The sequence below is a fragment of the Bradyrhizobium cedriense genome (assembly GCF_054602315.1).
The window spans coordinates 487,253-499,037 of record NZ_JBTSWB010000003.1; the positions used below are offsets into that span (position 1 = coordinate 487,253).

An 11,785-nucleotide genomic window follows, 5' to 3' on the forward strand; every position below is an offset into this window, starting at 1 on the left:
GCGATGAGGAATCATCGCGCTTTAGCCCTGCTTCGCAACGGCCAACGCATCCTTGGCGGCAGCAATATCGTTCGGTCCGCCAACCGCAATGCCGACGGCACCGTCCGTAATGCGTTTGACGAGACCGGTCAGCACCTTTCCGGCGCCGATCTCGAAGAAGCGGGTGACGCCCTGCCCGGCCATATAAGCGACCGACTCGCGCCAGCGCACGGTGCCGGTGACCTGTTCGACCAGACGGCGGCGAATCTCGTCGGGATCGGTGATGGCGCTCGCCAGCACGTTCGACACCAGCGGCGCGGCCGGCGCCTTGATCGTGACCGTGGCCAGCGCGTCTGCCATGGCATCCGCAGCCGGCTGCATCAGCTTGCAATGGAAGGGGGCGGATACCGGCAGCAGCATCGCGCGCTTGGCGCCCTTGGTCTTGGCAATCTCGACGGCGCGATCGACCGCAGCCTTGTCGCCTGAGACAACCACCTGCCCGCCGCCATTGTCATTGGCTGCCTGGCAGACCTGACCTTGCGCTGCCTCGCCAGCGACCTCCATGGCGGCCTCGTAGTCGAGACCGAGCAGCGCGGCCATCGCACCGGCGCCGACCGGGACGGCCTTTTGCATTGCGAGACCGCGCGTGCGAAGCAGGCGGGCGGTATCCGAAACCGTCAGGCTGCCGGCCGCGGCCAGCGCCGAATATTCACCGAGCGAGTGGCCGGCAACGAAGGCCGCATCTCGTCCCACGGAAAAACCAGCCTCAGCCTCGAGCACGCGCAGGGTGGCGATGGACACCGCCATCAGCGCCGGCTGCGCGTTCTCGGTGAGCTGGAGGGTTTCGGCCGGCCCTTCCCAGATGATGGCCGTCAGCTTCTCGCCAAGCGCGGCATCGACCTCGTCGAACACTGCGCGGGCTGCCGGGAAGGCGTCGGCGAGGGCCTTGCCCATGCCAACGGCTTGGGAACCCTGCCCAGGAAATGTGAATGCAGCCGTCATCGGCGCTCCCTGCTTGTCGGGCATGATCCCTGCGAGAACCGGCAGCCGATGACGCACGGCCTTGGGCCATAGTTCCGGATCATGCTCCAAAGGGGGCCGTAGACACCGTCCGGGGCCGCACTGTCAAGCCGAGACGGGAGCTTCGACCAGCATTCAACGGGGAATGCGCTCCCTCAAAACCCGCCGGCGGTCTGGTTGCCATCGACTTCGGCCCCGGCCTGCGCGCGGCGCGCGCTGTTGACGAGTTGCCCCGGACGATCCTCGCGGTTCGGCTTTGCCGTCGCCAGCCCCAGCACCGCCGCGTAGTTCGGCTGCACTTCCATGCGATCCGCATACCGGCTCGCGCTCAACAGGCGATGCACCTTCGGAAGATTGTAGCAGGGCACGTAGAATAGCAGGTGATGCTCGAGATGATAGTTCACATAGTACGGCGCAATGAACAGGCGCTCGAGAAAATTTGCATGCGTGGTACGGGTGTTGCGCAGGGGATCGCTGCTGTCGGGGACAACGGCGTGCTCGGCGATGTTGCGGATGCGGGTAATGACCATCATCCAGGTCAGGAGCGGCACCAGCCACAGCAGCGGATAGGCCCACCACACGCCCGCCGCCGCGAGCGCTGCGAACATCGCGGCGTTGACCATACATTGCGGGCCGAGCTTGTCCCAAAAATGCGCCGCGCGCTGGCGCCACGGCCAGTCCTTCGGACCGAGCGCGTTGAACAGTTGCGCCTTGCGCTGCTGGTAGCCGGTCTGTCCGGTAATGTCGCGAATGAACTTGCGGCGGTAGCTCAGCTTCGTAATCGGAAACGGCGCCGATAGCACGAGGTCGGGATCATCCTCCTGCTGCGTGCGCGCATGGTGCTGAAGGTGATAGCGCCGGTAGCTGCGCGTCTCCGCAAACAGGGGATAGGCGCAGAACCACTGGCTCAGCGCCAGATTGGTTTTCTCGTCGGCGGACAGGCAGCCATGCGCACCGTCATGCATCAGGATCGCAAGGCCGAGCTGGCGCGAGCCGATGATGGCGACTGCGAAAATATAGGTGAGCGGATTGGGCCACCACGCGACCAGGGCGATTGCTCCTGATATCAGCGCCCAGGCGTGCGCGATCAGCGCAATGCCTTTCCAAGTCACGCGCTGGCGAACGTCGGCCAGTTGATCGTCGGTCAGGAAATCGCGGGCACGCATGCGAAGCGCGGTCATGGCCTAACTCTCCTCGTCCGAAGGGATCGTCGCGTCGCGCGGCTCGACCAGACGCAGGCGCGCAGCATCGCCCGTCGATTTCGCCTGCTCGCCGAGCACGCGCAGCATCTCGGCGCATAATTCATCCGGCGAACGGCCCATGGCGTAGCCTTCGAGAATGACGCCGATGGCGACGGCCCAGAAGCGCCGCGAACTTTCGTCGGGCGCACGTAGCGAGCGCCAACCATGGCGCGCCACCTGGCTCGCATAGGCCCGTGCGCCTTCGCCCTGCAGGCGCTCGATGGTGCGCTCGACCAATGGCGCGAGATCCTGGCGCCGCCGCGTCAGTGTCAGGGCCTCGGCGAAGAAGGCGACCGAATCGCTCGCGGTGACCGTCTCGGCCAGCGCACGGGTGTAGTCACGCGGCGTGCGGGCGTTCAGCGCCGCCTGCTCGGTCGCACGCGCGAGGTACAGCAGATCGCGACAGGCGCATTCGACGAACAGCGCCTCCTTGGTGCGGAAGTAATAGGTGATCTGACTCGGGAACGCGTCTGCGGCAGCGGCGATGTCGGCGATCGCCGTGCCGGACAATCCCCGCTCCCGAAACAGCGGGCTCGCAGCATCCAGGAGCAGCGACCTCATTTTGCGGCCCGCCGACCGCGTCGCGCGCACGGCGTGCTTGGGGTCGCCTGCCGCCTCAAGTGGCGCACCGGCCGACGTTTCCGCCATCGGGGTTCTCTCCTGCCTGTTATTTGTATGTCATACAAACAAATAGATCAAGCTGAAGATGGTGTGGAAGGATGGGTTGACCTCACCGTGCCAGGAAGCACCGGGGTCGAGATTGCCTCTCCAACCTTGCAAAGCCAGCCAAAATCCGTATAAGGCGCGCATCCGCAGACCCCGGCCGGGAGCTGAACGGACGGTCTCAGCAAATCATTCGTGATTTTGATGTGGCAGGGCCAGTCGGCCCGTCGTCCCGTGTTTCCGCCTTCTGAGCTTGATCCCAGAGTCCTTTCCGAAGGCCTCTTAAGGGTTTGACGCCGGGCGATGCGCCAACATGAGGAAAGGACGTCCATGCCTCTTTACGAGCATGTTTTTCTCGCGCGTCAGGACGCGAGCCCGCAGCAGGTCGAAGAGCTGACTGCGCAGATGACCGGCATCGTCGAAGGTCTCGGCGGCAAGATCACCAAGACCGAGAATTGGGGCGTGCGCTCCCTCACCTACCGCATGAACAAGAACCGCAAGGCGCACTTCGTACTGCTCAACATCGACGCGCCGTCTGCGGCCATCGCCGAGATCGAGCGTCAGGAGCGCATCAGCGAAGACGTGATCCGCTATCTCAGCGTCCGCGTCGAGGAACTCGAGGAAGGCCCGTCCGCGATGATGCGCAAGGCCGATCGCGATCGCGAGCGTGACGACCGTGGCGGCGGCTTCCGCGGCGAGCGTGAAGGCGGCTTCCGCGGCGACCGCGAGGGCGGTTTCCGGGGTGATCGCGGTCCGCGTCGTCCGCGCGACGAAGCTGAAACTACGGAAGGGGAGTAAGACCAATGGCTGAAGCTGGTGCACGTCGCCCGTTTTTCCGTCGTCGCAAGAGCTGCCCCTTCACGGGCACCAATGCTCCGAAGATCGACTACAAGGACTCCAAGCTGCTGATGCGTTACGTCTCCGAGCGCGGCAAGATCGTGCCGAGCCGCATCACGGCGGTGTCCGCGAAGAAGCAGCGTGAGCTCGCCCGCGCGATCAAGCGCGCGCGCTTCCTGGGCCTCCTGCCCTACGTCATTCGCTGATACGACATTCGACCGGCGGCGGTCGCGCCGCCGGTCGTGACTTTCTGAATTCATAAGGCTTCCGGGTCGTCCGGTTGCCGATGGTTGGGGCGAAATGCCTCTAACCGCTCGAAGGGAGCGGGACAGCTGATGATGGCATTTGTACTCATAGCCCTGATCGCCGGCGCTGCGTCGGCGCTGATGTTCGCCTCGATCATCTCGGGCGCGCTGATCTCGCTCGTCCTGTTCTATCTCGCGCCTCTGCCGCTGATGGTTGCCGCGATCGGCTGGGGACCGCTTTGCGCCAGCCTCGGCGGTATTGCCGCCGCGATCGGACTCGGCGCCCTGTTCGGCCTGCCCTATTGCATCGCCTTCGCCGTCACCGTCGCGTTGCCCGCCTGGTGGCTCGGCCATCTCGTCCTGCTCGGCCGGCAGGTGGGACCTGTCGCGCCTGCTGGCGGCGCCGAGCCGGCAGCGGAGCCGAATGTCGAATGGTATCCGGTCGGACGGGTCCTGCTCTGGATTGCAGCCTTCGCCACGCTGACCACGATCGCCGCCCTGCTCACGCTCGGCACCGACGCCGAGAGCATTACCGGCTCGCTGCGACGCGGGCTGATGCGCCTCCTCCGCTCCACCGACCCGCAAACGTCGGGCGAAGTCGGCCAGTACGTCGACGCGCTGGTGCGCATCGTGCCGGCCGCCGCCACCATCATCGCGATGATGACGCTCACGCTGAATCTCTGGCTCAGCGCCAAGGTGACCGCGACGTCGGGCCGGCTGCGTCGTCCCTGGCCGGATCTGAAGACAGCGGAGCTGCCGCCGATGACGCTGGTCGCGCTCTGCATCGCACTCGCGTTCTGCTTCACCGGCGGACTCCTTGGGATCGTGGCCCAGATCATCACCGCGGCGCTCATGATGGCCTATGCGCTGACCGGTTTCGCCGTGCTGCACACGCTGACGCTGGCGCTGAAGAGCCGCACGTTCTGGCTCAGCTCGACCTACGCCGTGGTCGTCGTGTTCGGATGGCCCGTGATCGCCATGGTGATTCTCGGTCTTGCCGATGCCGTGTTCGGTTTCCGCGAGCGTTTCCTGCGCAGCCGGCAGCCGCCGCCGCTGCCGACCCCTTAAGTCCAACCCGAAACCTGCAACTCAGATCACTTCAAAGGAGAACGAATATGGAAGTCATTTTGCTGGAGCGCGTCAACAAGCTCGGCCATATGGGCGAAGTCGTGAAGGTTCGCGATGGCTACGCCCGCAATTTCCTGCTCAAGCGGGGCAAGGCGCTGCGCGCCACCGCCGACAACCGGGCCAAGTATGACGGCATGAAGGCGGAACTCGAAGCCCGCAACATTCAGGCCAAGGGCGAAGCGTCCAAGGTCGCCGAGAAGATCAAGGACAAGAACATCATCGTGATCCGTCAGGCTTCGGAATCCGGCCAGCTGTTCGGCTCGGTCACCGTGCGCGACATCGTCATGGCGTTCGAGGCCGACGGCGTCCACGTCGACCGTCCGCAGGTGCAGCTCGACGCGCCGATCAAGACCATCGGCAAGCACACGGTCATCGTCGCCGTTCACCCCGAGGTCGAGATCGAGATCACCGTGACGGTCGCGCGCAGCCAGGACGAGGCCGAGCGCATCAATCGCGGCGAGGACATCTCGACCCGCAACGAGGATCGCGACGCAGCCGCCGAGGCGATCGCCGCCGCCGGCGAGTTCTTCGATCCGGAAGCCCAGCAGGACGACGAGGTCGCACCGGCGCCGGCTGCGGAAGAGAAGTAGGCAGGAGTCGTCATTTCTGGGGTAGACCGAAGGACCAGACTCGGAATGTCCAGGTTCCGGGTTCTCGCTTCGCGAGCCCCGGAACGACGAACAGAACTAAAAGCCCGGTCACCTCAGGCGGCCGGGCTTTTCGCTTTGGCGGCCACGTCCTCGCTCAACATCGCGATCGAGGCCAACGCGGTCGCCGTATGCTTCTCGACACCGCCGCTGACGCAGAACACGTCGGCCGCAACCACCGACACTTGACGGCCCGGCTTGATCACCCTGGCACGGCAGATCAGCTTGTCGCCCACCGCGGGCGACAACAGATTGAGCTTGTATTCCGCCGTCAGCGCCGCCTGGCCACGCGAGGTGGCGGCCGCGATCGTCGTGGCGTTATCGACCAGGAACGCCGTCACGCCACCATGGAAGAAGCCGTGCTGCTGAAGCAACTCCGGCCGGCGCTCCACGGCGATGGTGCAGGTGCCGCGCGACAATTCGGACAGCTCGGCGCCGACCAGGTTCATGAAGCCTTGCCGGCCGACATTGGCGTGGATGCGCTCGGCAATCGGCGCGAATTCCGGATCAGCTTCGGCTCGCATGCAGTCTCTCCTCATTGCTTGTTGATGCGATCGAGGGGCCGAAGCGCCCGGATGGCGCAGGCGATCAGCGTGTCGGCCTCGGCGCGCGGGTCGGAGCGGTCTCGCCCCGACAGGAACGCGCGGCAGAAGATCTGCGCCGGCCCGATGAGCTGGCTGACGAACATGACCGGGGTCATCGGCAGAAGCTCGCCGGTCGCAACTAGCGGCGCGCGCCAGCGTTCAATGCCGTCGGCAAGCCGCGCATTCTGGGCGCGTTGGGCGTCACGCACGTCCTCGCCCCATTCGCTACGCGAAATCTCGAACAGATAGCGCGCCTCGCGCCGGCTGGTGACCACCCAGCCGAGATGTGCCCGGACCAGGCGATCGATGCCCTGCTCCGCGCCCGGCAGGGGATCGAGCGCGGCCAGCATCGCTGCGTGATAGAGCCGCAAGACCTCCAGGAACAGCGCGCCCGCGAGCTCCTTCTTGGAGCCGAAGGCATGAAAGAAGCTGCCGTTGGAGGCGCGCGCCCGCGCGCGGATCGCGGCGACAGTTGCGGCTTCGAAGCCGACTCGGTCGAAGACGATAAGCCCGGCTGCCAACAGGTCGTCTCGCACGCTCGTCGTCATCGACCCTCCTAGAGCAATACTCTAGAGTGACACTCTAGACTTGGTCAATACGATATGGAGGCCGCCATGAAGGCGGCCTCCGCGTATCGCATAAGGTAACGGATCTAGCGCGAGATCGGCGGTGCGGGCGGACCGGACGACCCGGTTGGCGCCGGGGGCGGGGCTGCAGCGGCCGCGGGCGGTGCTGGCTCCTGCTGGGGCTTGGCCGCCGGTTCGGAGCTGGCCGCAGGCGCGGCCGGTTTGGAAGCGGCCTCTTCTGCCGGCTTCGGCGCGGCCGGCTCGGCTGGTTTTGCGGCGGCAGGTGGAACCGGCGTCACCTGCGGGACCGGATCGGGTCGCAATGGAGCTTCGTTACCGGCCGGCGCGACCCTCGCGCTATCCGGTTTGGTGTCGGCGGGCTTCTCCGACGCCTTGCTGCCATCGGGCTCGGCCTTGGCGCCGTCAGGCTTGATGGCTTCAGGCTTTGGCTCGGTCTTCTTGTCCTCGGCAGCCGGCACGGCGGCATCGACCTTGGGGGCTTCCTCGGTCCCGGGCTTAGCGCGCCGCTTGCCTTTGCGGGCCTCCGGTGCTGCCTGCCCCTCCGGCTTCGCGCCTTCCTCGGCTGGCCGTGCAGCGCGCTTCTGGCGCGCGCCGTCGGCGGCCGGAGCGGCACCCTCGTCCTCCGTCCTCGCGGCATCTTGCGAGCGCTGGCGGCGGCCCTGATGCTCGGGCGACTGGGCTGGAGCAGTGGTGGCTTCCTTTTCCTTGGCGCCGTCCTTCTTGCCGTCCTTGGCCTGGTAGCGGGTGTCGGTGGCGCCGTTGGAGATCAGGTAGGTGGCGAGGACGCCCGCCATGTCCGAGCTCGTGGTGTAGTGCTGGCGCAGGAAGCCTGGAAGCGAACCCGGGGCTACAGACTTCAACAGTCCGCGCGGGCTCTTGTGGCAGACATTGCAGGTCTGCGAGAAGAGCTGGGACGGGGTCTTGCCGGCTTCGAGGTTCGTTGCCTGCGCATAAACGGAATCGGCCGCGCCGAAGCCGATCAGAAGCAATACCGTCGCGAGGCTGAGCGCTCGGCTCGACATTCTAATTATCTCCGTTGAAATCCGCCAACCAGCCCGCATTCGGCGCGGCGGCGGTCACCTTTTAACCGATTGAGCCGCGAATGGAAGCAGGTCCACGCGCAAGGATGTGATTAAGCGGTTTTCGAATATCGGCTTTGAATACAGTGCAATAGCGCAAGCGGAACCGCCTCGCTAGATTTGGATGCAAACGCATAGGAACCGCTGCGGCGCCTGGGCGTCAGACGTGAAAGCCGGGTTAGTCGCATCTTTCGGGTTCGCTCGAGAGGAAGTGTCGATGGACCGTTTGTTGCGCAGATTCCTGTCTCAATTCATTCGCCGCGGGTCGATGACGGTGACCAGCGCGAGCGGATCGAAGTTCACCTTCGGCGATGGCTCCGGCGAGCCGGTCGCGGTGCGCTTCGCGACTGCGGACGCGGAGCGCAGGATCCTCCTCAATCCCGAACTGGGGCTCGGCGAGGCCTATATGGACGGCGAGTTCGTGGTCGAGCGCGGCACCATAGCTGATGCCCTCGCGATCCTGCTCGATCAACCCGACCTATTGCCGCAGTGGGCAAAACCGTGGTGGCACCTGCGCTACCTGACGCGGCACCTGAAGCAGTTCAATCCCCCCACCCGCTCCCGGAACAACGTCGCTCATCACTACGATCTCGACGGACGGCTCTATTCACTCTTTCTCGATGCCGACAAGCAATACAGCTGTGCCTATTTCGAAACGCCGGAGATGTCGCTGGACGACGCGCAGCTGGCCAAGAAGCGCCACATCGCAGCGAAGCTTCTGATCAAGGACGGCCAGCGCGTGCTCGACATCGGCTCGGGCTGGGGCGGCCTCGGTCTTTATCTCGCCGAGATCGCGGCCGCCGACGTCACCGGCATCACGCTATCGACCGAGCAGTTGCAGGTCGCCAATTCGCGCGCCGCTGAAAAGGGCCTGACGGACTCGGCCAGATTCCAGCTCCAGGATTATCGGGACGTTGACGGCACGTTCGACCGCATCGTCTCGGTCGGCATGCTCGAACATGTCGGGGCAAGGTTCTATGACGCCTATTTCAAGCGCTGCGCCGAACTGCTGAACGAGGACGGCGTCATGCTGCTGCACTCGATCGGCCGTTCGCAAGGCCCTGACTCGACCAATCCCTGGATCGCCAAATACATCTTTCCCGGAGGCTACATCCCCGCGCTTTCGGAGGTGCTGCCGGCGATCGAGCGAGCGGGCCTCCTGGTCTGCGACATCGAGATACTGCGCCTGCACTATGCCGAGACGCTGAAGGCCTGGCGGGAGCGTTTCATGGCGCGGCGCGAGGAGGCCGTCCAGCTCTACGACGAGCGCTTCGCCCTGATGTGGGAGTTCTATCTGGCGGCCTGTGAGATGACGTTCCGCAAGCAGGACATGATGAACTTCCAGATCCAGATTACCCGCCGCCAGGGCGTGGTGCCCATGACGCGCGACTACATCGCTCGGGAAGAGGCCCGGCTGCGAGGCCTCGAAAGCGGCACCAAGCCCAGGCTAAAGCTCGCCGGCGAATGAGCGCTAATGACGCAGGGTCGAAATCTGGGAGAGCCGGAAAGATTCCGTTAACGCCAATTGGGCGCGCACCTCCGCGAGGAGTTCGGGTGCGACAGGCTGGCGCCGCACATCCGGTCGCTCGATGTGCTCCATCGCCGCAATCAGGCCGGACAGCCATAGCCGGCTGCCTGCCTCGCTCCGCCACATCTGGTGCTGCCGTTCTGGCCGCATCGTCTGCCTCGTCTCTCTGCTGGCCGGACGGGGATAACCCCCTGCCCGCCTGCCTGTTCCGGCACTACCCCGAAAGAATCCGGGGAGATGTGATCTGCTTCACATAAGTCTGATCGGTCCTGGCTTAGATCGTCGCCATGAGCAAAGAGACCCAAACCTCATTCGACGTGCAGGACGACCTCCGCACCGATTTTGCCCTGATCGTCACCGGAGTCGGGGCGGCCCTGGTTGCGCTGGTCTATCTCCTGCTGGTCTGATCCGAGCCGCAGCTCTCGGCGCGCGTCGTTCGGCGCGCTTTTGAATACGTCGGCGCGCCAATCCATTAGGTTCACGGTTTCATTATATTTCCATGCCGCGGTCGCGGCCGTTTCCAGCCCGAGCGGTTCCGCGAAAATGCGTCAAGCGCGGCGCGTGCTGCGGCTGCCAATCATCCACCATTTTAACTGAGCGGTTGATAGCGGTCAGCTTTTGCTTCCGCTTTCGCCTGCGGCGGCGCTTTATCCCGGCCCCGCATCCGCCAAAGAAAATTGCTAAGCACGTCCGACCATGGCCCTGACTGATTCGAACGTTCTCAAACTCGCGCCCGATTCCGGAACTCCCGCCTATCGGAGCGCGCCGCATAATATCGAGGCGGAACAGAGCCTTCTCGGCGCGATCCTGGTCAACAACGACGCCTTCTACCGCGTCTCCGACTTCCTGGAGGCGAAGCATTTCTTCGAGCCGCTGCACCAGACCATCTTTGAGACCGCCGGCAGCCTGATCCGGATGGGCAAGATCGCGACGCCCGTCACGCTGAAGACGTTCCTGCCCGCCGATACCGATGTCGGCGGCATGACCATCGGGCAATATCTTGCGCGGCTCGCCGCCGAAGCGACCACCATCATCAACGCCCAGGATTATGGCCGCACCGTCTACGACCTGTCGCTGAGGCGCGACCTGATCGGCATCGGCGAGGACATGGTCAACGTCGCCTATGACGCGCCTGTTGATTTCCAGCCGCGGGCGCAAATCGAGGACGCCGAGCGGAAGCTTTACGAGCTTGCTGAATCCGGCCGCTATGACGGCGGCTTCCAGAAATTCTCGCAGGCACTGGCGGTCGCGGTCGATCTCGCCGCAAAGGCGTTCCAGCGCGACGGCAAGCTGTCCGGCATCTCGACGGGCATGCGCGACCTCGACACCAAGATGGGGGGCCTGCAGCACTCCGACCTCATCATCGTCGCGGGCCGTCCGGGCATGGGCAAGACCTCTCTTGCGACCAACATCGCCTACAATGTCGCACGAGCCTACGTTCCGGAAGTCCAGGCCGACGGTACCACGAAGGCCGCCAATGGCGGCGTGATCGGCTTTTTCTCCTGCGAAATGTCGGCCGACCAGCTCGCAACGCGTATCGTGGCCGAGCGCACCGGCGTCCCCTCCTCCCACATCCGTCGCGGCGGCATCTCGGAAGCCGATTTCGAGAAGATCCGGGAGGTCTCGATCGAGCTGCAGTCGCTGCCATTCTATGTCGACGCCACCGGCGGCCTGTCGATCGCACAGCTGATGGCGCGCGCCCGCCGGCTGAAACGCCAGAAGGGCCTCGATCTCCTCGTGATCGACTACATCCAGCTGCTCTCGGGTTCGGGCAAGCGGAGCGATAATCGCGTGCAGGAAATCACGGAGATCACGACCAGCCTGAAGGCACTGGCCAAGGAGCTCAACGTTCCCGTGATCGCGCTGTCGCAGCTCTCGCGCCAGGTCGAATCGCGCGACGACAAGCGGCCGCAGCTCTCGGACCTGCGTGAATCCGGCTCGATCGAGCAGGACGCCGACGTTGTGTTGTTCGTTTACCGCGAGGAATATTACCTCGCCATGAAGGAGCCGCGCCCCGGTACGCCCGAGCACGAGAAGTGGCAGCTCGACATGAGTCTTGCGCACGGAAAAGCCGAGGTCATCATCGGCAAGCAGCGCCACGGCCCGACCGGCACCGTCGATTTGGCGTTCGAAGCCTCAGTCACGCGGTTCGGCGACCTCGCGCCTGACAGTCAGGTTCCGGCTCGCAGTGGTAACGACTACTGAGTTCCTTGAACCACGCAGGCCTCTTGCGTAAAACGGCGCCAT

Annotated in this window: 12 protein-coding genes; 6 read left to right on the forward strand and 6 right to left on the reverse strand. The window is 64.8% G+C overall.

Annotated features, from left to right (window positions below):
- Window positions 1–21: 21 nt before the first annotated feature.
- The 3 genes from fabD to ACYCVF_RS14025 form a co-directional block, all read right to left on the reverse strand.
- Window positions 22–981: an ACP S-malonyltransferase gene (gene fabD, locus ACYCVF_RS14015; RefSeq protein ID WP_459596086.1), complete on the reverse strand. Its 960-nt coding sequence runs from the start codon at window positions 979–981 to the stop codon at window positions 22–24.
- Between the two features lie 173 nt (window positions 982–1,154).
- Window positions 1,155–2,180: a fatty acid desaturase family protein gene (locus tag ACYCVF_RS14020; protein ID WP_459596087.1), complete on the reverse strand. Its 1,026-nt coding sequence runs from the start codon at window positions 2,178–2,180 to the stop codon at window positions 1,155–1,157.
- Window positions 2,181–2,183: 3 nt separating this feature from the next.
- Window positions 2,184–2,888, reverse strand: coding sequence for a TetR/AcrR family transcriptional regulator C-terminal domain-containing protein (locus tag ACYCVF_RS14025; RefSeq protein WP_459596088.1), 705 nt, complete (start codon window positions 2,886–2,888; stop codon window positions 2,184–2,186).
- A 345-nt stretch (window positions 2,889–3,233) separates the two neighbouring features.
- Here ACYCVF_RS14025 and rpsF point away from each other — a divergent pair, with 345 nt between their 5' ends.
- The 4 genes from rpsF to rplI all read left to right on the forward strand — a co-directional run bounded on the left by rpsF (window position 3,234) and on the right by rplI (window position 5,703).
- Window positions 3,234–3,701, forward strand: a complete 468-nt coding sequence (gene rpsF / locus ACYCVF_RS14030; protein WP_456746988.1) for a 30S ribosomal protein S6 — start codon at window positions 3,234–3,236, stop codon at window positions 3,699–3,701.
- Window positions 3,702–3,706: 5 nt separating this feature from the next.
- Complete coding sequence (rpsR, locus tag ACYCVF_RS14035) at window positions 3,707–3,946, forward strand: 30S ribosomal protein S18 (protein ID WP_212371059.1); 240 nt, start codon at window positions 3,707–3,709, stop codon at window positions 3,944–3,946.
- Window positions 3,947–4,075: 129 nt separating this feature from the next.
- Window positions 4,076–5,053, forward strand: coding sequence for a DUF2232 domain-containing protein (locus tag ACYCVF_RS14040; protein WP_459596089.1), 978 nt, complete (start codon window positions 4,076–4,078; stop codon window positions 5,051–5,053).
- Window positions 5,054–5,100: 47 nt separating this feature from the next.
- Window positions 5,101–5,703, forward strand: a complete 603-nt coding sequence (rplI, locus tag ACYCVF_RS14045; RefSeq protein ID WP_459596090.1) for a 50S ribosomal protein L9 — start codon at window positions 5,101–5,103, stop codon at window positions 5,701–5,703.
- 113 nt (window positions 5,704–5,816) lie between these two features.
- On the opposite strand, the gene ACYCVF_RS14050 is transcribed toward rplI, so the two are convergent.
- The 3 genes from ACYCVF_RS14050 to ACYCVF_RS14060 all read right to left on the reverse strand — a co-directional run bounded on the left by ACYCVF_RS14050 (window position 5,817) and on the right by ACYCVF_RS14060 (window position 7,953).
- Window positions 5,817–6,284 carry a PaaI family thioesterase gene (locus ACYCVF_RS14050; protein ID WP_459596091.1) on the reverse strand — a complete coding sequence of 156 codons (468 nt, stop codon included), beginning with the start codon at window positions 6,282–6,284 and terminating at the stop codon, window positions 5,817–5,819.
- A gap of 11 nt (window positions 6,285–6,295) precedes the next feature.
- Window positions 6,296–6,892, reverse strand: coding sequence for a TetR/AcrR family transcriptional regulator (locus ACYCVF_RS14055; RefSeq protein ID WP_459596092.1), 597 nt, complete (start codon window positions 6,890–6,892; stop codon window positions 6,296–6,298).
- Between the two features lie 104 nt (window positions 6,893–6,996).
- Window positions 6,997–7,953, reverse strand: a complete 957-nt coding sequence (locus tag ACYCVF_RS14060; protein WP_459596093.1) for a hypothetical protein — start codon at window positions 7,951–7,953, stop codon at window positions 6,997–6,999.
- A 274-nt stretch (window positions 7,954–8,227) separates the two neighbouring features.
- Here ACYCVF_RS14060 and ACYCVF_RS14065 point away from each other — a divergent pair, with 274 nt between their 5' ends.
- Together ACYCVF_RS14065 and ACYCVF_RS14070 are read left to right on the forward strand one after the other, a co-directional pair.
- Window positions 8,228–9,478, forward strand: a complete 1,251-nt coding sequence (locus ACYCVF_RS14065) for a class I SAM-dependent methyltransferase (RefSeq protein ID WP_459596094.1) — start codon at window positions 8,228–8,230, stop codon at window positions 9,476–9,478.
- Between the two features lie 756 nt (window positions 9,479–10,234).
- The gene (locus tag ACYCVF_RS14070; RefSeq protein ID WP_459596095.1) at window positions 10,235–11,743 is read left to right on the forward strand and encodes a replicative DNA helicase; all 1,509 of its coding nucleotides are present in this window, start codon (window positions 10,235–10,237) and stop codon (window positions 11,741–11,743) included.
- The last annotated feature ends 42 nt before the right edge of the window (window positions 11,744–11,785 follow it).